The following is a 24,681-nucleotide window of genomic DNA, read 5'->3' as shown; positions in this document are numbered from 1 at the left end:
GATCCGGCCATTCAAAAATTTATGACGGCCCATCATTTTTAGTTTCGGTCATTGAAAACATGGGTGTGCCCTAAATTCCTATAAATCGTCGGGTTTTTTGAATTCTTCGCTCGCCGCGCAGTCGCTAAAGCCATCAGCCCCAGTGTCATCAATACTGAGATGGACGGCTCGGGTACAACAGTGACGGACTTCAGCATAGTGTCACCCATTATGTCGATGCGCGTTCCCTCGAATGGGCTGCTGTATACCTGAGAAACTCCGTAAAAGGACATTTCGTTAAAGGAGTTTTGAGTCACAGTCCCGACGCTGGCCTGCATTGCAGATATGAATTCCTCAGCAGACCATACCCGAAAGTCGGCGTTGGGAACCGGGCCTGCGGGTAGCTGAACGAAGCTTGAGCGTCCATACGACCACGTGTGTTGCAGTTCGCCAAAGGTCTCCCATCTGGTGAGGGTGCTGAAGGAAGCAATAGCGTCGACGGGCTGTGCACCCTCCTGATTGATGGGCGACGTCAGTCGTTGGCTGGCTTGTGTAAATAGTGGCCAAACGGCAGTTCCTGATGGTGGAAATCCGTTTGTCAAGTCTGCTGTATACGGCGTGGGTGTGGTGGAAGCGCCTGCTCCACCGGTGTACATCACGTTGCTATACCAGATTGAACCACCATTGCTCCATGCGTGCTGCGGTTGGTCAACTAAGGGGCTATCTAAATCAAATTGCGCGGTGTATTCGAAACGGCTGGGTTCGAACGCAAAGTCGTATGTGACGTTCCAGTTTCCGGTTTCCTGACTTAGCGTGGTGATTTGTCGTGATTGTGCAATTACCTCTATAACGACCTGAACAGTAGTGGCATGAGCTGCCGCAGAGGCTCCCGCTATGCCGACAGCCAAAACCAATTTTTTCATTTTTCTATCCGTTTTCATGTGCAAGAGGAGGCTCGTCTCGATATCCACAATTCTTCCTCGGAGAGGGATTCGTAGTGCCGAGTGGTCGTTGTCGATATTCTAAATTTTCAGGTAAATCAAAAATTGATTGCTGGGTGGAAGCATTTCAGAAATGGAGCGCTGTCGCCTGGGCTTGAGGTGTTGGAAATCATCGATTACCAGTTCGAAGATTATGCATATTATGGCCAGCTATGCGTTTCGGTTGCGAGAGCCTGCAACATAAATTTTCGATCTGTTTGGGCGATTGACAGTTATTTTGGTTTGTGTTGTGTTTTGAACATCGGGTGCGAACAATAGGGACGTAGCAACATTTCCGAACCGCATACGACTCAAGAGTCTGACAACGCAGGCAACGCCAGCCTCTTCGCAGTTCCCTGTTTACCGACCAAAGTCGGGCACCCGCTTCCCTTGAGCTATTTCACCAAATCGCCCGCACATGCGGGTAGGCCCTGATCTTTTCGTCGGCGCTGACCAGGGGTGCTGCGAACTTGCGCGCGGTGGCGACGATGATGCGGTCGGCCGGGTCCTTGTGGAAGTCGCCCGGCAGTTGCACGCTCTTCACGGCGATTTCGCCGTCCACCGGCACGAACTGCACCGCGTCGATCTGGCTGAGGGTGTCCAGCCAGGATGCGATGTCCATCGACAGCGCGACACGCCCGCGCTCGACCAGCATGGCCAGTTCCCAGGCCGACATGCTTGAAACGAGGATCTGGCCGCCGTCCATTTCGGCGTCGATGGCCGACGTCGCGGCAGCGGACAATTGCGCGCGTTCGCCGTTGGCCCACCACAGCAGCGCGTGGGTATCGAGCACGATCACCGCGCGGCGTCCCAGTCGTCCTCGCCCACCGGTTCGGTCGGCCGGTCGTAACGCAGTACCGAGCCGCGCAGGATGTCCAGCGGCGAGCGGTCCTGCGGTGTGAAGCGGCGCACTTCCAGCCGCGGTTCTCCGCGGTCGGTCACGATGAGGGGTTCGCCGCTGCGCTCAACGTCGCGGAAGTATTCGAGCGCACGCGCCTTGAACTGCGATTTGGACACTTCGGTACTCATCTCGGGCCTCTTTTGATCATGGTCATGGAACCATAGTCATATTAGGTGCGAATCAGGTGTCAAACAAGGAGGCGTGTGCTTTCTGCACGATCACTCAGCTCACTCCCATCCGATGGGCCACGCCGAACCGCTCCGCCAGCATGTCCAGTCGCTTGTCCAGTGTCCACAATCTGGCGCCTTGCGTGATCAGGGTGGAGGCGAGCAGGTGCATGTCTACGATGCCGCAGCCGAGGCCGAACAGATGTTCGCGGTCGATGAAAGCCAGCACTTCCGCAGCACTGGCCTGACGGGCGGGCTGCAGGCTGGCGAGGTCGGTCAGTGTTCGCGCGCGGCTCGGTGGGGTGCCGCAGGCCAGTTCGCCGATGATCAGCGGGTGGATCAGTACGAGGTCGCGATCCAGAAACTGGATGAGCGTGTCGTTACCGTGGCGGAAGTGATCCACCCACACCGAGGTATCGACAACGACGCCGCTCACTGGGGGGCGTCAGCCCGCGCGCGCGGGATGTCCGGCATGTCGGGCTGGGTTGCGCCCAGCGCGGCGAGCCGTCTGGCCGACTGCACCCTGACATAGGTCTTGATCGCTTCGCGGAACAGGTCGGCCTTGTCCATGGACGGATCGGCCACTTCAAGCGCCCGCTCGTACAGGGCGTCGTCTATCGTCACGGTCGTTCGCATGGGATGTCCTTGTTTGCATCGGATTTGATGTCATGGTGCGCCAATCCGGATGTGTTTCGCAAGGTGCAAGAAGTCCGAAACAGGGGATAGACCTCCGACTCTTCCGAACAACGGAAACGTCGAGTAACGATAGGGGACGTAGCAAGGTTTCCGGCACTGCCAGCCGCTCGCGCTGACGCAGGTGCGTCGGTGCTACCATGGTGTCACCTCTTCCGGGAGTACCGACAATGCCGAGCACCACAACGCTCAAGCTGTCCGACGAACTCAGGGCGCGCATCGCCTCTGCGGCGCAACAGACGGGCAAGACCGCGCATGCCTTCATGGTCGAGGCGCTGGAACTGCAGACTGAGTTGGCCGAACGTCGCGGCGCCTTCCTAGCCGATGCGCTGCTGGCGCGGGAAGAGGTCGCGCGTTACGGGCTGGTGGTGGATGCCGACGAGGTGTTCGATTACCTGAAGGCGCGCGCTGAAGGAAAGGCCGCCCGAAAGCCCGACCCGTCGGCGATCTGAGAACCGACCTGCATTGAGCACACGTCTGGTTCTGGCGCCGCGCGCGCTGGCCGATCTGGAACGGCTGACCGAATTTCTGCTGCATGCGGACGCTCCCTCGACGGCTGCAGAAACGCTGCCCTTGCTGCAATCAGGCCTCGCGCTGTTGCGCCAGCATCCGTTGATCGGCCGCAAGGTCGAACACGGTCTGCGCGAGTTGGTGATTTCGCACGGCCGGACGGGTTACGTGGCCCTATATGACTATGACGCGGGCCGCGCCATGGCGATCGTGCTGGCGGTGAGACACCAGCGCAAGGGCGGTTACGCGGATTGAGCGCTGTGGCTTTGTCCCTGCGCGCGGGTTGTGACCCCCGTGACTAGAGGGCTTTGCAATATTTGGCAAGACTGCTTGCGGATCCAGCCCGTAGGTTGGGGTGAGCGCAGCGATGCCCAACATCAGGCGCGTGTCGCGAGATTACCGCTGATGACCAGCGAAGCCGTTCCCTTCGAGCGCACCGGCAGGAGATGAGCACGGGCCCGTCACTCGAAACATGTACCCTGCCTCGGAATCGCCCCGGCGTTCCCGCGTTGACCGCGGGTCTGCCTGCCCCATCCGGAGAGTGCCGTGTCCCTGCTACGTCTGAGCGTCCTGCTGTGTGCGGTGCTGCTGCCGCTCTGCCTTCCCGCGCGTGCGGCGGAAGACTCTGCGGTTAAAGACCTCTCGAAGCTGTCCTACGATGCCCGGCTGACCGGTTACGCCTACGCGTTCGGGGTGAAGTTCTTCCCGATCGCGTCGCAGGGCCAGTCGCTGGAAATGGCGTACATCCATCTGCCGGGCGAGGCCGGCAAGCCGGTGGTCACGCTGCTGCACGGCAAGAATTTCAACGCCGATTACTGGGCGTCCACTGCCCGCCATCTGCAGAAGCAGGGCTATGGCGTGCTGATGCCCGACCAGATCGGGTTCGGCAAGTCGTCCAAGCCGATGCAGTACCAGTATTCGTTTCCCGTGTTGGCGAGCCACACGCGCGCGCTGATGAAGTCGCTCGGCATCGAAAGATCGGTCGTCATCGGGCATTCGATGGGGGGCATGCTGGCCAGTCGCTTCGCGTTGATGTATCCGCAGGCGGTGCAGCAACTGGTGCTGGTGAACCCGATCGGCCTGGAAAACTACTTGAAGTATGCCGAATACAAGGACACCGATTTCTTCTACAAGGCCGAGCAGGCGCAGACGGCCGCGGGCATCGCGAAGTACCAGCGCGACAATTACTACGCCGGCCAGTGGAACGAGCGCTACGCGGCGCTGACCCATTTCCTCGTCGGCCAGCTCCAGGGGCCGGACAAGGCGCAGGTGGCCTGGGTCAATGCGCTGACCTACGACATGATCTTCACCCAGCCGGTCGTGACCGAATTCGGCGACCTGTCGGTGCCGGTCAGCCTGATCATCGGAACGCGCGATCGCACCGGCCCCGGTCGCGGGTGGATGAGAGCCGGCGTCGATTACGAACCCGGGCGCTACGACCGGCTCGGCAAGACGGCCGCCGCGCTGATTCCCGGCGCCGTGCTGTACGAACTGCCGGATCTGGGCCACATGCCGCAGTTCGAGCATTTCGACGCGTTCACCGGGGTGCTGGACAAGGTGCTGGCCGGCCGCAGGTAGTTCGCAGCGCGCTGCAGCCGCTCACGCAGAACCGCTGCTCAGCTCCCCGGCCCGGACCCGATCCCGACGGTGGAGGCAATTCACTCCACTGTCCCATCGCTCAAGTCCGCGTTGGACGCCGTTAAGATTGCGCAAAGCCAACGCCACCGAATCACGATGCGACGCCTGTTCTGCCTTCTGCTTGCACTTTCGACCCCGTACGTATTTGCTCAGGCCGACAGGGTTCGCGTGCTGAAGAGCGAAAGAAAGCTCCAGATTCTCGCCGGTGACACCGTGCTGCACGAGTTCGGCATCGCGCTGGGCGGCCACCCGCTCGGGCACAAGCAGCAGGAGGGCGATCAGCGGACACCGGAAGGTCGGTACACGCTTGATTACCGCAAGCCGGACAGTGCCTATTACAAGGCACTGCACGTTTCCTATCCCGAGGCGCGCGACGTCGAGCAGGCGAAGGCGGCAGGCGTTTCGCCCGGCGGCCTGATCATGATCCACGGGCAGCGCAATGGCTTTGGCTGGTTGGCGCCGCTGACCCAGCGCTTCGACTGGACCGATGGCTGCATCGGCTTGCGCAACGAGGACATGGACATCGTCTGGCAGATCGTCGGGAACGGAACGCCGATTGATCTGCTCCCGTAGAAAAGACAGCCGGGTCAGACTCTTCCGATGCTTCGACCGTGTCGTGCCCGACTGACGGAGCACCGCGCGAGCAGAACCTCTGGTGCCACCCGCCACCCGCCACCCGCCACCCGCAATGCGCCGCGCGGACGCGAAATCGTCGAACAGGGCTTCGCCATCGTCGACACCCAACTGCCGCGCCTGCGCGAACTGGCGGGCGATTTCTGCATCGCCGATGCCGCCTTGTTCTACGTCGAGTTCTGGGCGGGCCATTGCGGCATCGATCTGCCGGGCGCACTACGAACGCATGCGCGCCCGGCCGGTCGTTGCGGGCGTGCGGCGCGAAGAGGGGTATCGCTGAAGCGACCCTCGCCGTCAGCGCGGTAGCAGTGGGCAGGGCAGGAGGCTTCGTTTCTGTTCAGCAGCTACGACGTCGGTCGCGACAGGGCGATCGTGCTGGCGGTGAGCCCCCGCGCGAGGGGTGGCTACGGGGACTGAGCGTCACGTGGAAACAGGGGGCTGACCCCTGTTTCCTTTCTTGCTACGTGCCTTGATCAGGCACGCCGACGCCGGGCGATCACGCCGATCAGTCCCAGGCCGGCCAGCAGCAGCGCATAGACCTGCGGCTCGGGTATCGGCTGGGTCATGACGGAAACCTGGCCGAATGCGGATGCGCCCATCTGGTCGTAGTTGGGTCCGCGGAAGACAAGGCCCGTGATGGTGCGACCGGAAGACGCCACCGTGCGGCTGAAGCTGCCGCCACCGCCGGCTACCATGATGTCGATCGTATTTTCTGCACGGTTCCAGGTCATCGTCGTGGTGTACGTGGCGCCCGGAACGTAGTCACCGACCTCGGTGCCGCGCCCCACGTCGCCGATCAGGATCATCGTGTCGCTCAACTTGAAATCCCAACCGTAGCGCTTTCCCATGTCGAAAACCACGTTTCCATCGGCGCCGCAGTCGGGTGAGCAGATCTGGCGCACGTAGAACCATCCCGGTGAAACGAATCCGGGCTGATAGGGGCCAGGCTGGTATCCCGACGCCGTGAACGTGCTGCTGATCGTCAGCGGCTGATCGGGCGTCACCGTAAATTCGTAGATCAGTTCGTTGAGCACAGCGCTGCTCGACGGCACTGAAATCATGCTCCCCCAGTCAGCGGCCGGAACCATCGTGCTGTCGGCGATTGCCGAACCGCTGACGGCCAGGCCGGCAAGCACTGCGAAACGGATGAGCGGATTGTTTTTCATGAGTTTTTTCCCATTTTCAAAGCTGAATCGACGGCACGCCACCCACGCCGATCGGGCCGACGCCTTATGCTGCGGCGGCGCACGGTCAGTCGTGGGTCGTGTGCCCTGTTGCCGGTGTTGTGCGACGCCGACAATTTCAGCCTATGCCCCCAGGGCCCGGCGTTTTTGACCCGCGTCAACAGGGTGCAAGGCTTCGGCGGGGCGTCGAAAACACGGTGTAGACGCTGAGAAATTCAGCGCGCCCTTGGCGGGCGCCACGGGGGATCGGTCGGGAAAGAGGCGTGAGAAGGGGGAACTGGGCGCCGGGGCATTGTCCGCGCTGGCGGTCGTGAGGCGGGAAAACCGCGCCTTGCTTGATCGGCGAGGCGCCCGAATCGCAGACCGAACCGGCCGATCGGCGCAGTGACTGGATGGCCGATGCGCTGCTCGCCCGCAGTGCGCTTGCGCACGTCGGGCGCGTGCTCGAGCCGACAGGGCGAGTGATCATCTGAACGCGCGCGCGCCGCGTTCCCTCTGCATGAACCTGCTATCGGCTTCCGCGACCTTTGCCGGCCAGGACGATGGCGCGGACCCCTGCGTCGGCCGCGAGGTCGGCCTGCAGGCCGGATACCGGATGGATGCACGGTCCGCGCGAAGGCGTGACGGTGGCCGCTTGCAGTGGCGGCGGTCTTGCGATCCACTGTAGGGCCCGGCCGAGTGCGGCGCCGGACTCGCTCAAAACATTGGAGGTACACGACAATGACTGACAGCCATCTTCGCGTTTCCGCACTGGCCCTGCTTCTTGCGGCTTCATTCCCGGCGCATGCCGTCACGAGCACCTTCGACACGGATGCCGAGGGCTGGAGCGCCCAGGGCGACGTGGAACGACCCCTGACCTGGAGTGCCACCGACGGCAATCCGGGCGGCAGTGTGTTCATCGACGATCTGACCACCGGGGGCGTGACCTATTTCGTGGCCCCCGCACTGTTCCATGGCAATTTCGCCGGCGCCTTCGGCACGCAGCTGACGTTCGACCTCATGCAGCGCTACCCCGGTTCCCCCAACCAGTTCAATGCCGAAGATGTGATCCTGCAGGGCGGCGGGCTGACGGTCGTCTACAACACGGCAAGCAATCCGGCCAACAACGCATGGACCTCGTATTCGGTTCCGCTGTCGGCGACCGGATGGCGCTTGGGCAACCTGTCGGGCAGCGCGCCGACGGACGAGCAGTTCCTCGCCGTCCTGTCGAACCTGTCGTCGCTGAAGATTCGTGCGGAATATCAGACGGGTTCCGACATCGGTCATCTGGACAACGTATCCCTGGTGCCGGAACCGGGTACTGCCGTGATGCTGCTGTGCGGCCTCGGGATCATCGCATTCGCAGCAGGCCGGAAGGCGCGGTCGGCGGGCTGAGGCGGCGCGGCGTTGCCCCCTCGCCGCACGCCCTGAAGGTGGCGCAGCCGGAGAGCCGGCGGCTGCCTGTTGTCTCCACGCGCCAGCCGTCAGAACTTGCCGTTGCCGTTCTTCCACTCGGTGCGCGGCGGAATGGTTTCCAGCGTGTCCCAGTGTTCGGCGATCCTGCCGTTCTCCACCCGGAAGAGGTCGTAGTACGCGGTCGGCTTGCCGGCGAATTCGCCTTCGCTGACCGTCAGCACGAAGTTGCCTTCACCCAGCACCTTGTGCACCGTGTGGTACTTCAGCGTGATGCCCGCCCTGGCCAGGCCTTCGAGCGCCGCGCCCAGCCCGCTCAGGCCGTCGGCGATCTGCGGATGGTGCTGGCGGTAGTGGTCACCGTCGAAGTAGCCAGCGAGGCGATCAAGGCGGCCGTTGACCAGCACGTCGTCGACGAAGGCCGCCACCAGTTTCTTGTTGGCGTCGGTCCTGTCCAGGTCGATGACCGAGGTCGGGCCGTCGATCATCGTGCGCCCGCTCGGGTTGGGCGCGGCAGGCGTCGGCTGCAGGTTGTCCCAGTGCTCGACGATCCGGCCGTTCTCGAAGCGGAAGATGTCGAATCCGATCTTCGGGCCGAAGAAGTCGTATTCGGTGTGGGTGAACACGTAGTCGCCGTCCTGGAACACCCGCACCGGGTTGACCCGCGCCGATCCCTCGGGCAGCGCGGCGAGTGCGGCGCCGAATCCGGCGAGGCCGTCGGCCACGGCGAGGTTGTGCTGCACGTAATGGTCCGGGTTGATGACGGCCACCGGCGCGGATTCACCGGTTTCGATTGCCTTGAGCAGGGCGACAACTTGAGTCTTGCGGTCGGTGGTCATGGTGACTTTCTCCTTCGAAGTGTGTGAGCCGGCGCAGCCGGACAGGGCGAGTGCCGCGACGACCGCGACGGTGGCATGGGCAAGGCGGGTGCTTTTCATTGGCGTGAGCGCTGGGTTGTCATCGAACTCGCAGTCTGTCCGAGGGCACGCCATACGCCGAGGTTGCGATTCGGCAAGTTATGGTCAAAATCGCGCATCGGCACAACTTCGGAAATACGCATGAGCACGACGGCGCAGGTCCGCGATACCCATTTCGATAACGCCCGCCTGTCGGACATCGGCGTCGAGGTGCTCAGCCTCGATGACCTGCGCAGCCGGGTGACGGCCGATCGGCTGACCGAAGCGGAGCGCGTCGACTTCCTGATCGTTCTGCTGATCAGCGAGGGGGCCTGCGAACACCTGATCGACTTCCAGCCGGTGCGACTGGCGCCGGGCGCCGTGGTGGTCGTGCGCCCCGGTCAGGTGCAGCAGTGGCGCCTGCATCCGGGCGTGCACGGCCTGCTGTTGCTGGTGGACACCCGGCTGGCGCAACTGGCCGCCAGCGCGCTGGCCGACCCGGCCTTCCAGTTGCTGCAGATCGACGAGTGGCCGGCTGCGTTCGTGTTGTCCGCCGGGGATCAGCGCGACGGCGAAGCGCTCACGCGCGTGCTCGAACGCCAGCTCGACCGGGATCGCGTCGATGACGTCAGTGCTCGGCTGGCGCGCGAGCTGTTCCTGAGCCTGATGGTGTTGCTGAGCCGTGCCGCACGCATCGCCGCGCCTGCGCGCACCGCGCAGGAACGCCTGTTCCAGCGCTTGCAGCGTGACCTGGATGCTTCGGTCAGCACCCGGCCGACGGTGGACGCGATCGCCCGGCGACTGCGGGTGTCGCCCAGCACGCTGTCGCGCGTGTGCCTCGAGCGCGTCGGCGTGTCGGCGAAGGCATTCATCGATCGCCGCACTGCGCTCGAGGCGCAACGCTTGCTGGTGCATACCGGTGCGACGACGACGGCCATCGGTGAGGCGCTGGGCTTTTCCGAGCCCACCAATTTCCTCAAGTTCTTCAAGCGCGTCGTGGGCATGACACCGGATGCGTTTCGAAGGCGCTACCGTCCGGCCGCCTGAACACGGTCGCGCCGGTCAGCTCGACGAACCGGGCTCGCAGGGCGCCTCCGGTGTCGCGTGTGCAGGGGCATGTCCATCATCAGGACGGCGGTCAGGATGGGCGGTGCCGACGGCCGACGCCCGGCGCGACCGGGGCTGGATTCCGTGCGGCGTCACGCCGCGTTCGCGGCGCAGCAGCTTGCGCAGCATCGACGCATCCGCATAACCCACTTGTGCCGCCACCGACTCGATCGACGCGCGGCCGGTTTCGAGCAGCTGTGTCGCGCGCTCGACGCGCAGTTTCTGCACGTACTGGATCGGCGACAGGCCGACCGCGGATGCGAAGTGCCGGCTCAGCGTGCGCGGCGTCATGTGCAGCGCCTCGGCCAGCAGGGCGAGCGTGATGGGTTCGCTGAGGTGTGCCTGCAGCCAGCGGTCGGCGCGCTGCAGCGTCGGGGTCTGGCAGACCAGATGCGAGGCGATCGCGTACTGGCTCTGCGACACGCGGTGATCCAGCATCAGGAAGCGCGCACAACGGCGCGCCAGTTCGTCTGAACCGTGGCGGGCCACCAGTGCGAGCATCAGGTCGGCCTGGGCCAGCGCGGCGCCGGCCGTACTGATCGCGCCGTCATGGACCACCATGCGCGCCATGTCGAGATCGACGCGCGGAAAGCGCTCGCGGAACCATGGCGCCAGCCACCAGCTTGTCGTGGCGACGCGGCCGTCGAGCAGGCCGGCCTGCGCCAGCGCAAAGGTGCTGACGCAGGACGCCGCCACTTCGGTGCCGGTGTCGAGCCAGCCGCCCGCCCGGTCCATTGCCTTCACGACTTCGCGGGTCGCCAGCCAGCCTTCGAGCTCGCTGCGCGAGGCGCGATTGGCGCCCGGCAGCAGCAGCAGTTCGGGCGGCGGCAGATCGGCCATGCGCTCGAGCGGCCCGACTTCGAGCCCGGACCCGCTGCGCTCGCGCCGCCGTCCGGTGCCGGCCAGCGTGATGTCGAACAGGGGTGGCCGGTCCGTGAGCACGCACAGGCGATTGGCGGTGTTCATCACGTCGAGCGTGATGCCCAGACTGATGTCCAGCACGCCGGGCAGGATCAGTACGGCTGTTTTCATGATGTCCATATTAGCCCGATCGATGTCGATATGGACACTCGATAGCGAAGCCGCGCGGCCTCAGCATGGGGGCCTGATCCACCGCCTGCCCATGTCCTCAAGGAGCCCGCATCCATGTCGCCCTCACTGCTGGCCGCGCTGCTGTACGCCGCCCTGACCCTGCTGCTCCTGATGACGATCGCGGCGCTGCGCGCCACCCTGGTCATCACGCGCCAGCGCACAGCCGACGCCTTCACCCCGGCCGGCGATGACGTGTCGCCGTTTTCCGGCCGGCTGTGCCGGGCGCACGCGAACTGCTGCGAAAACCTGCCGGTGTTCGGCGTGCTGGTCGTCACGGCGGCGCTGAGCGGCCACGCCGACATCACCGACCCGACGGCGCTGTGGGTGGTTGCCGCACGGGTCGGCCAAACGGTGACGCACCTGGGCTCGGGCCGCCGGCGGGCGATCCGCCTGCGCTTTCTGTTCATGCTGGTCCAGATCGCGCTGCTGACGACCTGGGCCGCGCGCCTGCTGTGGGGGGCCATGCAATGACGACCGGAGAGACTCCAATGACCAGGCATGACGAACGCGATCCGCGCCTTGACGCGCGGCGGACCACCGGCGGACTGGATTACCTGCACGACAGCGCCGGCGCGCCGGTCAATTACATGTACCCGCCGCCCGACGGCGAACCGTGGGAAAACTGCAGCTACCGCACGCACCGGGTCGACATCGCCGACGCCCGCCCGGCCAGGCAGGGTTTCCTGATCGACCGTCACGGTTTTGAACTGCGCGACGCCCCGACCGGCCTCGCGGGCTTCGACGACGACGAACGCATCGGCGCCCGCTACTACCCGGAAGTCGAGGCCATCGCCCGCGACGCCACCGGCGCGAGGCGTGCGCTGTGCTTCGACCATCAGGTGCGCCGGCGCCAGCGGGGCGAACAGCACCTCACCTTCGGTCGGCAGCACGCGCAGGCTTCAGCCGTCGGACGCGTGCACAACGACTACTCGGAGACGAGCGGTCTGGCGCGGCTCGGTCTCGTGCTGCGCGATGACGCGGCGCGAGCACGCATCCGTCGCTACGCCGTGGTGAATGTGTGGCGCCCGCTGATCGAGCCGGTCGTCGATGCACCGCTGGCCCTGTGCGATGCGCGGTCGGTGATGGCGCAGGATCTGGTGGCGGCGCACATCCGCTATCCGGAACGCAGCGGTGAAATCTATCTGCTGAAGCACGCGTCGCAGCATCGCTGGCATTACTTCTCAGACATGGCGAAGCATGAAGTGCTGGTGTTCAAGCAATACGACTCGCAGGCGAGCGGCGTGTCACGATTCACCCCGCACGCCGCCTTCCTCGATCCGGCGGCACCTGTTGATGCGCCGCTGCGCGCCAGCATCGAGGCGCGCTGCCTCGTGCTTTTCGACTGAAAGGTCCGTCATGAACGATCCGCATATCGAATACTGGTTCGACTTTGCCAGCCCCTACAGCTACCTCAGCACGCTGCGCATCGCAGCGCTGGCCCGCGAGCGCGGCGTGCGTGTGGCATGGCGCCCGCTGCTGCTCGGCCCGATCTTTCGCTCTGCCGGCTGGGACAGTTCGCCCTTCCTGCAGCAGCCGGTCAAATTCGCCTGGATGTGGACGGATCTCGCGCGCCAGTGCGCGCGCCATGGGTTGCCCTGGCGCAAGCCGTCGCAATTCCCTCGCAACAGCCTCTTGCCGGCGCGCATTGCGCTCGCCCACAGCGACGCACCGTGGATCGCGACCTTCTGCACCCGCGTGTTCGAACTGAATTTCGTGCACGACGCGGACATCAATGACGTCGAAGCGATGCGGCGCGTGCTCGATGCGCTCGCACTTCCGGCCGACGATCTGATCGCTCGGGCGCAGTCGTCCGAGGCGAAGCAGGCACTGCGCGAACAGACCGAACGCGCGGCGCAGCGCGGCCTGTTCGGCGCGCCGAGCTTTTTCGTCGGCGACGACCTGTACTGGGGCAACGATCAGCTGGAGGACGCACTCGATGCAGCCGCCTGCCGCACCTGACGACGGCGGCACGCCGGCCGGTTTCACGCCGCGGGTGCTGCGCGGGCCGTTCTTCGGCGGCCGCACGGTATTCACCGGTGGCGAGGGGCACACGGATCACTTCATGGCCCGCATCACCGCCGACGACTGCAACCTGCTGGGCATCACGCACGGCGGCGTCATCGCCACGCTGGCCGATATTTTCATCGTCGGCTTCATCGCCACGCAGATGCCGGCGGATACCCGGATGGTGACGGCCAGCCTGTCCATCGACTACCTCGGCCCGAGCACGGCCGGCGACTGGCTGGTCGGCCGCATCCATGCGCACCGCATCGGCCGCAGGCAATGCGTCGCCTCCGGCGAATTCCGCGTCGGCGATCGTACGGTTGCCCTGATCAGGGCAACCTGCGCCATCCTTTCGGGTACCGGGCGTCCGGATCCCGCCGCGCCGTCTGCCTGATTCACGCACGCCACGCCCACTGCGACCTCGAACGTGCCGGAACCTACCCGCCCGATCGCTCTTGTTGCCGCGTACGTGGCGCCCCGTAACAGGCCTTCGGTCTATCCGGAACCGCTCGCGCCGCGCAGGCGCGGTCGCACGAAACGTGTGCCGGGCGACCTGTTCGGCCCGGGCAACGTGGGTGTGAATCTGACGCGGCTCGAATGGGGCGCGGTGCCGGCGCTGCGCACCGACAAAGGTCTGACGCGCCTGGCACGCGCTCAAGCTTCCGGGCCCGGCGGTCGTTAGCCCTGACTTCACGCCGTGTTACGGCGCAAGGAGTGCTCCGATGGACGTATCCGCCATAGCCAGTACCGCCACCGCGCTGTCGCAGGCGCGGGTGGCCGATGCCGCCGGCACGCTGGTGCTGAAGAAGGCGCTGGACATGCAGGCCGCCAGTGCGCTGCAACTGCTGCAGGCCCTCCCCACACCGGTGCCGGCCGCACCCTCCGGCAGTCACCTGATCGACACCTACGCCTGAGCGCTGCGTCCGCGCAGTGCGCGGACTGGTCGGTGATGGTCGAGCCAACAGGATGGCGCTTCTTGTTGGTACGCTTTCGGGTCACGTCGCAGCGGGCCGGGTGTGCGCCCTGCACACGCCCGCTTTCGCACTGCGATGGCCCGAAGAGGTGAGTCCATGAAGTCATGCTGGCTATCTGTTGCCGCCATCGGCCTGCTTTCCGCTGCGCCGGCTCATGCGATCGACGCGAAGTACGCACGGCAGCTCGAACGTTCCGGCTGTACCCAGGTGTCGGAACTGCAAGGCTGCGACATCACGAAAACCCGTGCTGAAAACGCCGCGGCCGGTGTCGTCACCACCACACCCGCTGGCGCCGGTCCGGCCACGCCACCGACGCCCTACGCCGGGCAATGGGTTGCCCGGGCCGCGGATGGCTCGACCTTCGCCACGCTGCGCATCGACCGTCGCGAACGCGTCTGGGTGAACGGCAGGCGGGTGACGGCCAAGCGCAGTGATGGCGCACTCGTGTTCCGTGATGGTCCCGTCCTGTACACCATTCAGGGCGATCGCCGCCTGACGGGTGAAGACACGTGGGCCGACTTCGACGCCGGCACGAAGGGGGTGATCGTCGCCGAGTGAGCGGATGCGCGTCACGTGCTCGATCCTCCCGGGTGCCCTGCAGGGGCACATCCTCACTGTCGGCAAATCTGACATCGACCGGCAACGCGTCGAAAGCCGTGTCGGCCGGCCGCGCCGCAACGCCCGCCTGCGCGCCGATGTTCGCCGGGACGGCATGGCGTGGACCGATGATTGCTACGGCCTGTTGGGGTTTCGTAGCCGTCCGGCGCCACCTTTCATGGATATCGATGCAATGAACTGCTCACGACTGAAGAAGGCCTTCGCGCTGACCACCTTGCTGTGCGCCGGCACAGCGTATGCCCAGGAGGTCGCCGACCCGGTTGAACCCTTCGTGTATCCGTTCGGCTCGATGATCTTCATCCAGCCCTACGCCGAGGTGTCGCCGAACGAGACGGTGGATGTGTGGGTCAGGTTCACGCTGCACCCCGAATCGCTGCCGCTGATCATCGAGGGCGGCTCCGTACCGGGGCTGACGCCCGAAAACGCGGGCATCACGCAGTGGGTCCCGAACGACGAAGGTGGGGTGGAGCAAGTCACCACCTTTCCGTTCGCAGAAATCAGCAGCGTCGGACTCAACACCTATTTCGTCTGCTCCGACACCTTCTCGGGTGGCTGCAATAACGATACGTCGAACTGGACCTACAGCTTCTTCCTCGAATCCCAGGACGGCAAGCCGTCGATCAACGACCGCGGCGACATCACGCTGCAGCCCGGCGAATCGGTCGACTACGTGTTCGCGCAGTTCACGCCGAGCGCAGGTGGCGCCGCACCGGGGTCTTACAGCTTCTTCGCCACCGGCCTGACGTTGGGCATTTCCGGCTACGACGCGAACGGTGAGTTCATCTACGAAACCATCGACCTGGGTGCGATCGCACAGGGCGCCGAATTCACGCGCGTCGTGGTCGCGGCGATCCCCGAGCCGCAGACCTGGGGGCTGATGCTGGCCGGTCTCGTCGCCGTCGGCGCGATGGCGCGGCGTCGTCAGGGTATGGCAGCGCGCGTCTGAGTGCAGCGTTGCTGCAGGCGCGCAGGCTGACGGCAAGCTCAGGTATTCGCCTTGACCCAGCGCAGCAGATCCGCGGCGCTCATCGCACCGGATCTGCGCGCGACCTCCTGGCCGCCACGCAACAGCACCAGCGTGGGAATGCTGCGGATCTGGAACTGCGCGGCCGTGTTTCGCGCCACTTCGGTGTCGACCTTGGCAAAGCGCACGCGGGGCAGTTGCGCCGCCGCCGCTGCGTACTGCGGCGCCATGACCTTGCACGGACCGCACCAGTCGGCCCAGAAATCCACCACGACCGGCAACTCCGTGGTGTGCACAAAACGGGTGAATGTCTGGTCGTTCAGCGCGAACGGATCCGCCGCCAGCAGCGGCTGCTTGCAGCGCGCGCACACCGGCTGATCGTCGAGGCGCTCGTCCGCGACGCGGTTGGTCGTGCTGCAGTGCGGGCACACGATGAGCATGGTTCGATTCCTCCAGGGACAGCAGGCGCACGAGCCTGAGGGCATTCAAGTTCGTGCCCCGACGCGCCGGTTGGCCGGAGCGCCGATTGCTGCGATAGATGAGGCGGAATCGAGCGAAAACAACCGTTGCCTGCGCGCTGCAGGCAGCGCGTGCGTCAGAAACGGACGATCACGTCCAGATTGACATTGCCCAGCGCCGCACCCTGCCGGACTTCGCCGGACAGGCCCAGTTGCACCACGGTATCGGCGGCGACCCGGGCGGTGGCGGAGACACCGGCCTGCACGAAGGTCGACCCGACGTCGGGCGTACGCAAGGTCATCGCGATGCCCGCCAGCGTGGTGTTCAGGCGCGGCTGGAGCAGGTCCGACGTGTCGGCCCCGACGCCCAGGTGGGCGCGGTAGCTGAAGCGCTGTGCCGCTGGGTCGGTGGTCGCGAAGGTCGGCGCGGAGGCAAGCGTCACCCCCAGCATCGCGCGCAGGCCGTCCTCGCTGAAGCGGCGCATGCCCAGCGCGGCAGCGCTGTCGCCCTCGTTGAACGCGGACTGCCGAACGTGCTGCCAGGTCAGGCGGGCGTACGGTGTGACGCGGCCGGTCGCGACATCGTGGGCACGGCCGATACCCAGGCTGACCAGCGCATCGCGGCCGTGGATGTCGTTCGCGTCGAGCGCCGTGGCGCTGCCGAGCGGATCGTTGCGGGTGCTGTCGGTCGAATTCAGGCCGAAGCTGGCCATGCCGTCGAGCATCCATTCGCTGACCGGACGCTGTCCGTATACGAAGAGCGTGCCCTGCTGAACCGTTCCGGAGCCCGAGCGGGCGGATACCCGGGTGGTCGACAGCGCGAAGCCGGTGCCCAGCGTGCGGCCGTCGGTGGTGTGCGTGTCGGCCCCGAAAGCCAGCTGATACAGGTGGCTGGAAAAGCCGCCGGCCGTGTCGTCGCCGGATCGATCGCCGCGCTGGTAGGCGATTTCGCCCCACGCCTTGCTGCGCACCCCGGTGGCGCTGCCCAGTTGTGCCATCACCGCCTGCTGCAGGCGCAGCGTGGTCTGTGGAACGACCGCCAGGCTGGCGCCGTGTATTTCGCCGGCCAGCGCACGCGCGAACGACGGCAGCGTGGCGGCCCCCTGCGTCGCGGCCGCCTGCAGCACGGTGGTTTGCGCCGCCCCCGCCGTGCCGGCCAGATTCAGTTCGACCAGCCGGTCGAGCGCGTCGGCCGCCGACCACGCATTCGCGTTGCCGTCAGCCAGTGCGGTGCGGTAGGACAAGGGGATCACCAGCAGGTCGATGCTCCGGCTGCCGGCCATGTCGTAGAAGGCGGCGAACTGCGTGCCGGCGGCCAGGCCGGCCGGCTGGGCCAGCGTCGTGAAGCGGCCGTTGATGCCGCCGTCGGCGGTGATGATGCGGAAGCGCTCGCCGAGCGCGGGCACATGCGGCGCGCTGCCGAACCCGGGCTCGGCCGGCGTGAACAGGTTCAGCAGCTGCGGCGTCAGCGTGGCGCCGGGCTGGATGACGAACTGCCCGCCGGTGATGTCGAGGACGCTGTAGAAACCGGTCGATCCGGCGGGCGTGGTGCCCGCCGCCGGCACGGTGCCGGCGATGTCCTGCTGATAGGTGCTGCCGGCAGTCTGCGTGACCGTCGCGTTCACGGCGATGAAACCGGGCGAGTTGCCGGGTTTGAAGGTGCCGGCGACGGTGACCGGGCCGTCTATCGTGCCGGTGCCCATCAGCATGGCGCCCGGTGCCACGAATACCGCGCCGCTGCCGAGTGCCGAATCGCCGTCGATCGCGACCGTACCCGACGCAATGGTCGTGCCGCCGGCGTAGGTGTTCAGGCCGGACAGCGTGAGTCGGCCGCTGCCGTTGACGGTCAGACCGCCGGCGCCGGACAACACGCCCGACAGTGTGGCGCTGCCGCCGCTCGGCGTGGTGAGGGTGCCGCCGCTGGCGTTCACGGTGAACGCCCGGGCGGATGCGTCGTCCGGCGCAAGCGTCAATGTGCCGCCATCGAACACCGGATTGGTCGTGACCCCGACGCTGTCGAGCGCGAAGCTGCCGCCGCTCGTGATGTCGCTGGCCGCCGGTGCGAACACCAGATCCCACACGGTACTGCTGCCGGAGGCGAGATTCAGCGTCCAGCTCAAGCCGCCGAAGTTGCCGCTGGTCGCACCGCCGAGGTTGCCGGCGCCAAGCCCGGTCAGCACGCCGGAATAGGTGCCGGTGGCGACGGTCGACGTGCCGTGGATGCCGAATGTCGTGGCGCCGACCACGCCCGCACCGGCCAGCACGCCATAGGTGGCGGGCCCGTTGATGATGATGTTGTAGCGGGTCGGCAGGTCGCCGGCATAGGTCAGCGCGCCCCCCGCGTTGCCGGCACCCTGCAGGTTGTTGAGGGTGCCGATGCTGCCGCCCGAGGCCGTGATGTCGGCGAACGGTCCGGTCACGGTGCCGGTATTGGTGATCGTGCCGATGGTGCCGCCGTTGTTCACGATGGCGCGCCGGACGCCGGAGGCGATCGTGCCGGTATTGATCAGCGCGTCGAGCGTGCCGTTGTTCGTGACCCCCCACTGCGCGGCGGTGTAGATGCTGCCGTTGTTGGTCAGCGTGGCGGATGCGCTGGTGGACAGCACTGACACCGGATCGCCGTTGCGTCCGCTGCCGGAATTGTTCGAAACGGTCACGCCGGAATTGATCGTCACGTTCGCGCCGGTGTTCATGCGCAGAGGCGTGGTGCTGCCACCGTCGCAGTTCGCACTGATCACGATGGCCGACGTGACCGTGACGCCGCCGTTGCAGGCGGCGATGGCGCGGCCCGCGGGAAATGCGGTGCACAGCACGAATGCGGCGGATGCGGTCCAGCGCGCGGCCCGGGCCTTGAAACTGTGGTGAAGCACTCGACACCTGACTTTCGTGAAACCCGGCGAATCGCGTCGAGCTTTGCAGTGTTGGAGGAAGGTTGGGGCAAGGGCGGCATGGCCGGAATGCCGTGATGCGCGGCCGATCATGCGCGCATCTTCGACCGCTGTCTGTGGGATCAGACGCCTGAAAGACGCGCTGTTCCGGCTGAAGCAGGCGCCGCGTCTGCGGTGTGCCGTGCGGTCCGTGCCGTTTCAGCCACGTCGTGCGGCAAAGGTGTGAGCCGCTGCAATGTTCCGGTGCGGCTGCGCATACATGCTGTACAAGCAGATGGAGGGCCGTGCCTGCATAGATATATGCGGAATGCGGCGCCACCCCATGGCAAGCAGGTATACGGACCCGAACGGATGGCCAAACGCAGCTGGACCTCGATCTTCACCCGAAGCATGACGCGCAGTCTGGCGACCTTGCAGCGCTCGGCGCTGCGCTCGGCACTGCCGGCCACGCGGCGTGCGCTCAAGGCGGTCACGCCGAAAGTCGCACTCGTGAAGCCCGCCGTGCGCGGGCGCACCCGGGCCAAGGCGCCCGGCACCCCAGCGGCAGTCAAGGCAGGCCAGTGGCTGCCAGGCGTGGCGATCGGCCCCGCGGGTGCCCGCCGTTACCGTCTTTACCGCCCGGCTGGCATCCGTCCTGGCGAGCGGGTGCCGCTGCTCGTGATGCTGCACGGCTGCGGGCAGGACGCGAAGGGTTTTGCCGACAGCACGCGGATGAACCGCATCGCGGCACGCGAGGGCTTTCTGGTGCTGTATCCGGAACAGGAGCGGCTGGCCAATGCACAGGGCTGCTGGAACTGGTTCGATACCCGATCCGGCCGTGCCTGGGGCGAAGTCGCGCTGATCATGGCCGCCATCGATCAGGTCTGCACGCTCTATCCGGCCGATCGAGAGCGGGTCGCCGTGGCGGGTCTGTCGGCCGGCGCCAGCATGGCGGCGCTGCTGGTCACGCGGCACCCGGCACGATTCCGCGCGCTGGTGATGCATTCGGGCGTGCCGCCGGGCAGCGCGCATTCGACGCTGAGCGCACTCGGCGCCATGCGCGGGCGGCGTCCGGCAGGGGCATTGCCGGCTGCGCCGATGACACCGGCGGTCGATCTGCCACCGCTGCTGGTGATCCACGGCGGACGCGACGTGGTGGTCGCGCCGGGCAATGGCGATTCCGCCGCGCAACTGTGGGCCGAAGCTGCGGGGGCCTCTGCGGTGGCGGCGCGTACCGTGCAGCGCGGCAAGCGGCACCCGATGACAGTGACCGATTTCCGGCTGCGTGGCCGCACCGTGGTCACGCAGATCGGCATCGCCGGGCTCGCGCATGCGTGGAGCGGGGGCGCTGCAAGCGAACCTTATGGCGATGCGAAGGGCCCCGATGCGTCGCGCATGGTGTGGGCGTTTGTCGCCCGGCAGTTCAAATCCTGAGGCGGGTTGCAGCGCAACCCGATGCCGTGCGGGCTTCCCGAACGCGCCCCGTCCGGCGGATGATCCGGTCAGGCGCTGCGGACACTGTCGAAATCGGGAGCCGTCGTTCGTCGACCCGGCATCGGCGTCACGCCTGCACGAGGAGCACATCATGTCATCCGAAAACACCCGCCTTCAGCCGTCCGGCCCGACGCGTCAGGTCACCTTGCTGGTGGCGACCCGCAAGGGCGCGTGGTTCTATCACGGCGACCCGGCGCGCGGCAGCTGGCGCACCGACGGGCCGCACTTTCTCGGTCACGTCATCAGCCATGTGGTGCTCGATCCGCGCGACGGCCGCACGCTGCTGGCTGCCGCGAAAACCGGTCACCTGGGGCCGACGATTTTCCGATCGACCGATTTCGGTGCCCACTGGACCGAAGCGGCCCGGCCGCCGGCGTTCGCCCGCGCCGAGGACGGCGCCGGGCGCAGCGTCGACCACACTTTCTGGCTCGCGCCCGGCCCGGCGATCGAACCGGGCGTGTGGTACGCCGGCACCTCGCCCCAGGGCCTGTTCTGGTCGGACGACGGCGGCATCAGCTGGATGCCGTTTTCCTGCATCAACGACCATCCGGACTACCTGAAATGGATGGGTACGGCGCAGGACGGCACACCCGACGGGCCCAAGCTGCATTCCATCATCGTCGACCCGCGCGACCCGGCGCATCTGTATTTCGCGATGTCGGGCGGCGGCGTGCATGAATCGCTCGATGGTGGCCGCAGCTTCGCGCCGCTGATCGATGGCCTCGACGTGGTCGAAGGTTTCGACGCCTCGCAACCCAGCTTCCACGACCCGCACTGCGTGCGGCTGTGTCCGACCAACCCGGACCGGCTGTACCAGCAGAATCACTGCGGCATCTACCGGCTCGACCGGCCGGACACGCGCTGGCGCAAGATCGGCGACACGATGCCGCCCGAGGTCGGCGAGATCGGCTTTCCGATGGTGGCGCACGCGCGCAACGCCGACACCGCCTGGGTGTTTCCGATGGACGGCACATCGGTGTGGCCGCGCACCAGTCCGGACGGACGGCCCGCCGTGTATGTCACGCGCGACGCCGGTGCGAGCTGGCAACGCCTCGATGCAGGCCTGCCGACGGCTCAGGCGTGGTGGACGGTGAAGCGCCAGGCCATGACGGCCGACAGCCAGGACATGATCGGCCTGTATTTCGGCACCACCAGCGGCGAACTGTGGGCCAGTCCCGACGAGGGCGCGCACTGGACCTGCATTGCGCAGCACCTGCCCGACATCTATGCGGTCGAGGTGGCGGAACGGCCCGCGCCGTGACCGCTGCAAGGAAAGCTGTCCGATGAAGGTGCTGATCCCGAGCGCCCTGCGCACCTACACCGAAAGCGCTCATGCCGAGGCGTCCGGTGCCACGCTGGCCGAGGTGCTCGACGCGCTCGATCGCCAGTACCCCGGCATCCGCTTCCGCATGGTCGACGAACAGGGCCGCATCCGCCGCCACATCCGCATCTTCTTTGACGGCGAACAGGTACTTGACCTCGCGCAGCCGCTGCGCGCCGACGGCGAGCTGATCATCGTGCAGGCACTCAGCGGCGGCTGAATCCGGTGCGTCCCGCGCCCGCTGGCAATGCATCGCGCACGTTGCGAGGAATCGGCACGCGCTCATCGCCGTCGTGAGCGGATTCGAGCCGAGTCAAACCCGGATTCGTGTTTGCCAGCGCACATACGTGTCGACGTCCAAGCCCCAGCCTGCCAGGCGAATCGGACACCGGTCGGATTGTCTGCTCCACCCGACCCCGTAATGCCAGCGCGGGTACTGCGCTCTTTCGAGCCTGCCCAGACTCCTTCGCGGCTTGAGAAGCGTCCTGGCTTCCCGAGCCGCTCTTCTACCTGTGACAAATACTCCATGAAAATCAATCTTCTCTCTGCATCCGTGCTGGCTGCGCTGGCCACTTGGGCACCGCATGGCATGGCCCGGGAGGCTGTGGCCCTGCCCGGTGTCGTGGGGGCAGAAGGTGTGCTGAACGGCGTCGATACGACGGGCAACGCGAGCCTGACCGTCGCCAACAACCAGAACATCAATACAAATAATGACCTTGGTGGCGCCTTTACGACGGCCAACAACAATCAGGGCACTATCCTGTTTCTGGGTAACTCGACGGTCACGGGTGCCACCGGCACCATCGGAAACAGCTTTCTCAACGTCAGCGCTGGCGTCGCCGGAACGGCGGTGGACTTCAATGGCCCGGTTTTTTCAACGACCATCAATGTCAGCGGAACCGGAACACTGAACTTCAATGGCGACGTGACCGGGGCGCCCGTCTTTGCCGATGATGGTTTCATCAATCTGGGTGCCGGCCGCGCGCTGACCGGCGCCATCACCACCAATACCGCGAACACCGGAACCCTGACGCTGAATGGCGGAAGCAGCGTAACGGGTGCGATAGGCGGCGCCAGCGGGCTGAGGCAGATCAACGTGGTGGGCGGAAATGCCGCCGTGACCGGCGCCGTTCAGGCGCAGGGATTCAACCTCAACGAGAATACCCTCGTCATCACCGGCGCGCTGACCACCAACGCCGGGGGCGTGATCCGGACGACCATGCTCAGCGATGCGGTATTCGGAAAGATCGCGGTCGATACGTCGAATATCAATGCGGGTGGCGTGACGGTGATTCCGACCGTGACGGGGGCCCTCACGAACGGGACCACATACAAGATCGTCGATGCCCCGGCCGGCACGGTCGGCGCTGTTGTGTCCGTCATCAACAACAACCCGCGCTATACGTTTGCCGGCTTGCCGACGGTCACCGGGGACGTGAACATCCGCCTGACCGGCGTGGCGCCACTGGGCACCCTGGTCACTGCGCCCGGAGCGCTTGCGATATCGCCCATACTGGATGTGAATGCGCCTGCGAATTCAGATTTGCTGGTCGTTCAGGATGCGATTGCCGCGCTTCCGAACTCAGCGGGGATCAACAATGCGCTGGCACAGCTGGCCCCCGGTGTCACCCAGCTCGCGGCACCCCGGGTTGCCGGTCAGACAGCACAGCTGTTCGATGACCTGTGGATGGGGCGCGTGAATGAAATGCAGGACGTTTGCGAACAGCAACGCACGACGTCAGCGCCCGCGAATACGGCTCAGTGCAAGGATCTCGAAAAGCAGGGCAACTGGTGGGGCAAAGGCTTCGGCAATGTCGGTCGTCAGCGCGACGTCGACGAAATGAGCGGATACAAGACCGAAACCTTCGGCCTGATGCTCGCCTACGACATCCCGTTGAACGCTGAAACCCGCGTCGGCCTCGGCGGCGGTTATGCCAACGCAAAGATCGATGACAACAATTCGGTCGGCCAGACGAAGCTGGATGCCTATCATCTGACGGCTTATCTCAACCACGCGCCGGGCCCGTGGTTCGTCCGGGGCGCCTTGTCAGCGGGAGTCGACAGGTATGACGGCTCGCGCTCCATCGTCTTTCCCGGCATCAGCCGCACGGCGAGCGCCGACTACAAGGGCCACCATTACTCGGCCATCGTCAGTGCAGGCCATCACTTCTTCTTCAATACCGCCACCATCACGCCGCTTGCAGCCTTGCAGACGTCACGTATCCATGTCGACAGCTATTCGGAAACCGGTGCCGGCGACGTCAATCTGCGGGTGAACAGTCAGGACTACGACATCGTTCAATCGAGCCTGGGTGTCAAGGCAGAGCAGCGCATCCAGGCAGGCAACGGCAATGTCTACCCGGAGGTGCACGTCAAATGGCTGCACGACTTTGCGTCAACGACAACAGAGCAGACCGCAGCTTTCACCGGTGGCGGTTCGCGTTTCAAGGTTGAAGGCATCGAGCAGGACCGTGATCTGTTCAATGTCGGCGCAGGCGTCTCCTACCGATCATGCAACTGCGTCGACAATGCCTGGACGGTCAAGGGGCTCTACGACTACAAGTGGAATCAGAGCAAGTTCTCGTCGCATCAGGTGGCGCTCGTCGCAAGCTACGTTTTCTGACGGCGATATCCGTCTGACGGTCGTCGTCGTGGCGATCGACCGTCCGGAGTGTCGCGACGTGCTCCGCCAGACCGGTCGCCTGCGTGCGCTCGGCATCGCCGACGGATCCGCTGCGCTGCCCGGACGGCGCGCGCCCCAGGCGGGGCAGATTCGCGGCTGAAGTCGCACGTTCCGTACGCGTGGACA

Annotated in this window: 29 protein-coding genes; 19 read left to right on the top strand and 10 right to left on the bottom strand. The window is 65.6% G+C overall.

The window, feature by feature from the left end; translation table 11 throughout:
* Positions 1–38: 38 nt before the first annotated feature.
* From ACTIFF_RS16810 to ACTIFF_RS16790, 5 genes are all read right to left on the bottom strand, one after another.
* Positions 39–950, bottom strand: coding sequence for a PEP-CTERM sorting domain-containing protein (locus tag ACTIFF_RS16810; RefSeq protein ID WP_439537872.1), 912 nt, complete (start codon positions 948–950; stop codon positions 39–41).
* A 409-nt stretch (positions 951–1,359) separates the two neighbouring features.
* Entirely contained in the window at positions 1,360–1,758 is a 399-nt protein-coding gene (locus ACTIFF_RS16805) for a type II toxin-antitoxin system VapC family toxin (protein WP_439537871.1), read from the bottom strand.
* A complete protein-coding gene (locus ACTIFF_RS16800) occupies positions 1,755–1,988 on the bottom strand; it encodes a type II toxin-antitoxin system Phd/YefM family antitoxin (protein WP_439537870.1) in 234 nt (77 codons plus the stop codon). The genes ACTIFF_RS16805 and ACTIFF_RS16800 overlap by 4 nt, the downstream gene beginning before the upstream one ends.
* Before the next feature lie 94 nt (positions 1,989–2,082).
* The gene (locus tag ACTIFF_RS16795; RefSeq protein ID WP_439537869.1) at positions 2,083–2,463 is read right to left on the bottom strand and encodes a type II toxin-antitoxin system VapC family toxin; all 381 of its coding nucleotides are present in this window, start codon (positions 2,461–2,463) and stop codon (positions 2,083–2,085) included.
* Positions 2,460–2,663 carry a type II toxin-antitoxin system VapB family antitoxin gene (locus ACTIFF_RS16790; RefSeq protein ID WP_069038052.1) on the bottom strand — a complete coding sequence of 68 codons (204 nt, stop codon included), beginning with the start codon at positions 2,661–2,663 and terminating at the stop codon, positions 2,460–2,462. The genes ACTIFF_RS16795 and ACTIFF_RS16790 overlap by 4 nt, the downstream gene beginning before the upstream one ends.
* Before the next feature lie 227 nt (positions 2,664–2,890).
* Between ACTIFF_RS16790 and ACTIFF_RS16785 the strand changes: the two genes are divergently transcribed.
* The 5 genes from ACTIFF_RS16785 (at position 2,891) to ACTIFF_RS16765 (ending at position 5,807) form a co-directional block, all read left to right on the top strand.
* On the top strand, positions 2,891–3,172 hold the full coding sequence (locus ACTIFF_RS16785; RefSeq protein ID WP_439537868.1) for a CopG family ribbon-helix-helix protein: 282 nt from the start codon (positions 2,891–2,893) through the stop codon (positions 3,170–3,172).
* Positions 3,173–3,185: 13 nt separating this feature from the next.
* Positions 3,186–3,485 carry a type II toxin-antitoxin system RelE/ParE family toxin gene (locus tag ACTIFF_RS16780; protein ID WP_439537867.1) on the top strand — a complete coding sequence of 100 codons (300 nt, stop codon included), beginning with the start codon at positions 3,186–3,188 and terminating at the stop codon, positions 3,483–3,485.
* Between the two features lie 291 nt (positions 3,486–3,776).
* Positions 3,777–4,808: an alpha/beta fold hydrolase gene (locus ACTIFF_RS16775; RefSeq protein WP_439537866.1), complete on the top strand. Its 1,032-nt coding sequence runs from the start codon at positions 3,777–3,779 to the stop codon at positions 4,806–4,808.
* Positions 4,809–4,877: 69 nt separating this feature from the next.
* Complete coding sequence (locus tag ACTIFF_RS16770) at positions 4,878–5,441, top strand: L,D-transpeptidase family protein (RefSeq protein ID WP_439537865.1); 564 nt, start codon at positions 4,878–4,880, stop codon at positions 5,439–5,441.
* 27 nt (positions 5,442–5,468) lie between these two features.
* Entirely contained in the window at positions 5,469–5,807 is a 339-nt protein-coding gene (locus ACTIFF_RS16765) for a hypothetical protein (RefSeq protein ID WP_439537864.1), read from the top strand.
* Between the two features lie 167 nt (positions 5,808–5,974).
* Here the strand turns inward: ACTIFF_RS16765 and ACTIFF_RS16760 are convergent, their stop codons facing one another.
* The gene (locus tag ACTIFF_RS16760; RefSeq protein WP_439537863.1) at positions 5,975–6,667 is read right to left on the bottom strand and encodes a PEP-CTERM sorting domain-containing protein; all 693 of its coding nucleotides are present in this window, start codon (positions 6,665–6,667) and stop codon (positions 5,975–5,977) included.
* A gap of 353 nt (positions 6,668–7,020) precedes the next feature.
* Here ACTIFF_RS16760 and ACTIFF_RS16755 point away from each other — a divergent pair, with 353 nt between their 5' ends.
* Positions 7,021–7,158, top strand: a complete 138-nt coding sequence (locus ACTIFF_RS16755) for a hypothetical protein (RefSeq protein WP_439537862.1) — start codon at positions 7,021–7,023, stop codon at positions 7,156–7,158.
* 205 nt (positions 7,159–7,363) lie between these two features.
* Positions 7,364–8,059 carry a laminin B domain-containing protein gene (locus ACTIFF_RS16750; protein WP_439537861.1) on the top strand — a complete coding sequence of 232 codons (696 nt, stop codon included), beginning with the start codon at positions 7,364–7,366 and terminating at the stop codon, positions 8,057–8,059.
* 89 nt (positions 8,060–8,148) lie between these two features.
* Here the strand turns inward: ACTIFF_RS16750 and ACTIFF_RS16745 are convergent, their stop codons facing one another.
* A complete protein-coding gene (locus ACTIFF_RS16745; RefSeq protein ID WP_439537860.1) occupies positions 8,149–9,015 on the bottom strand; it encodes a nuclear transport factor 2 family protein in 867 nt (288 codons plus the stop codon).
* Positions 9,016–9,135: 120 nt separating this feature from the next.
* On the opposite strand from ACTIFF_RS16745, the gene ACTIFF_RS16740 reads away from it, so the two are divergent.
* Positions 9,136–10,020, top strand: coding sequence for a helix-turn-helix domain-containing protein (locus tag ACTIFF_RS16740; RefSeq protein WP_439537859.1), 885 nt, complete (start codon positions 9,136–9,138; stop codon positions 10,018–10,020).
* A gap of 15 nt (positions 10,021–10,035) precedes the next feature.
* Here ACTIFF_RS16740 and ACTIFF_RS16735 read toward each other — a convergent pair whose 3' ends face one another.
* The gene (locus ACTIFF_RS16735; protein WP_439537858.1) at positions 10,036–11,112 is read right to left on the bottom strand and encodes a GlxA family transcriptional regulator; all 1,077 of its coding nucleotides are present in this window, start codon (positions 11,110–11,112) and stop codon (positions 10,036–10,038) included.
* Positions 11,113–11,226: 114 nt separating this feature from the next.
* Between ACTIFF_RS16735 and ACTIFF_RS16730 the strand changes: the two genes are divergently transcribed.
* The 7 genes from ACTIFF_RS16730 to ACTIFF_RS16700 all read left to right on the top strand — a co-directional run bounded on the left by ACTIFF_RS16730 (position 11,227) and on the right by ACTIFF_RS16700 (position 15,714).
* On the top strand, positions 11,227–11,643 hold the full coding sequence (locus ACTIFF_RS16730; protein WP_439537857.1) for an MAPEG family protein: 417 nt from the start codon (positions 11,227–11,229) through the stop codon (positions 11,641–11,643).
* A 17-nt stretch (positions 11,644–11,660) separates the two neighbouring features.
* Positions 11,661–12,518 carry a CmcJ/NvfI family oxidoreductase gene (locus ACTIFF_RS16725; RefSeq protein ID WP_439537856.1) on the top strand — a complete coding sequence of 286 codons (858 nt, stop codon included), beginning with the start codon at positions 11,661–11,663 and terminating at the stop codon, positions 12,516–12,518.
* A 10-nt stretch (positions 12,519–12,528) separates the two neighbouring features.
* The gene (locus ACTIFF_RS16720) at positions 12,529–13,131 is read left to right on the top strand and encodes a 2-hydroxychromene-2-carboxylate isomerase (RefSeq protein ID WP_439537855.1); all 603 of its coding nucleotides are present in this window, start codon (positions 12,529–12,531) and stop codon (positions 13,129–13,131) included.
* Positions 13,109–13,570 carry a PaaI family thioesterase gene (locus tag ACTIFF_RS16715; RefSeq protein WP_439537854.1) on the top strand — a complete coding sequence of 154 codons (462 nt, stop codon included), beginning with the start codon at positions 13,109–13,111 and terminating at the stop codon, positions 13,568–13,570. Before ACTIFF_RS16720 ends, ACTIFF_RS16715 begins: the two co-directional genes overlap by 23 nt.
* Positions 13,571–13,898: 328 nt before the next feature.
* Positions 13,899–14,090, top strand: coding sequence for a YjfB family protein (locus ACTIFF_RS16710; protein WP_439537853.1), 192 nt, complete (start codon positions 13,899–13,901; stop codon positions 14,088–14,090).
* A 156-nt stretch (positions 14,091–14,246) separates the two neighbouring features.
* Complete coding sequence (locus ACTIFF_RS16705; protein ID WP_439537852.1) at positions 14,247–14,708, top strand: hypothetical protein; 462 nt, start codon at positions 14,247–14,249, stop codon at positions 14,706–14,708.
* 217 nt (positions 14,709–14,925) lie between these two features.
* Positions 14,926–15,714 carry a PEP-CTERM sorting domain-containing protein gene (locus ACTIFF_RS16700; RefSeq protein ID WP_439537851.1) on the top strand — a complete coding sequence of 263 codons (789 nt, stop codon included), beginning with the start codon at positions 14,926–14,928 and terminating at the stop codon, positions 15,712–15,714.
* Positions 15,715–15,752: 38 nt separating this feature from the next.
* Here ACTIFF_RS16700 and trxC read toward each other — a convergent pair whose 3' ends face one another.
* The gene (gene trxC / locus ACTIFF_RS16695) at positions 15,753–16,172 is read right to left on the bottom strand and encodes a thioredoxin TrxC (RefSeq protein WP_439537850.1); all 420 of its coding nucleotides are present in this window, start codon (positions 16,170–16,172) and stop codon (positions 15,753–15,755) included.
* Positions 16,173–16,327: 155 nt separating this feature from the next.
* The gene (locus ACTIFF_RS16690; RefSeq protein WP_439537849.1) at positions 16,328–19,060 is read right to left on the bottom strand and encodes an autotransporter outer membrane beta-barrel domain-containing protein; all 2,733 of its coding nucleotides are present in this window, start codon (positions 19,058–19,060) and stop codon (positions 16,328–16,330) included.
* Between the two features lie 369 nt (positions 19,061–19,429).
* Here ACTIFF_RS16690 and ACTIFF_RS16685 point away from each other — a divergent pair, with 369 nt between their 5' ends.
* The 4 genes from ACTIFF_RS16685 (at position 19,430) to ACTIFF_RS16670 (ending at position 24,495) form a co-directional block, all read left to right on the top strand.
* Positions 19,430–20,491, top strand: coding sequence for an extracellular catalytic domain type 1 short-chain-length polyhydroxyalkanoate depolymerase (locus ACTIFF_RS16685; protein ID WP_439537848.1), 1,062 nt, complete (start codon positions 19,430–19,432; stop codon positions 20,489–20,491).
* A 151-nt stretch (positions 20,492–20,642) separates the two neighbouring features.
* Complete coding sequence (locus tag ACTIFF_RS16680; RefSeq protein WP_439537847.1) at positions 20,643–21,812, top strand: WD40/YVTN/BNR-like repeat-containing protein; 1,170 nt, start codon at positions 20,643–20,645, stop codon at positions 21,810–21,812.
* 22 nt (positions 21,813–21,834) lie between these two features.
* Positions 21,835–22,092, top strand: coding sequence for a MoaD/ThiS family protein (locus ACTIFF_RS16675; RefSeq protein ID WP_439537846.1), 258 nt, complete (start codon positions 21,835–21,837; stop codon positions 22,090–22,092).
* Between the two features lie 306 nt (positions 22,093–22,398).
* The gene (locus ACTIFF_RS16670; RefSeq protein ID WP_439537845.1) at positions 22,399–24,495 is read left to right on the top strand and encodes an autotransporter domain-containing protein; all 2,097 of its coding nucleotides are present in this window, start codon (positions 22,399–22,401) and stop codon (positions 24,493–24,495) included.
* Positions 24,496–24,681 lie beyond the last annotated feature (186 nt).

The organism is Methyloversatilis sp. (assembly GCF_051861465.1).
Lineage (GTDB): Bacteria > Pseudomonadota > Gammaproteobacteria > Burkholderiales > Rhodocyclaceae > Methyloversatilis.
Note: the sequence above shows the minus strand (reverse complement) of the source record. Positions and strands in the feature narration are given on the sequence as shown.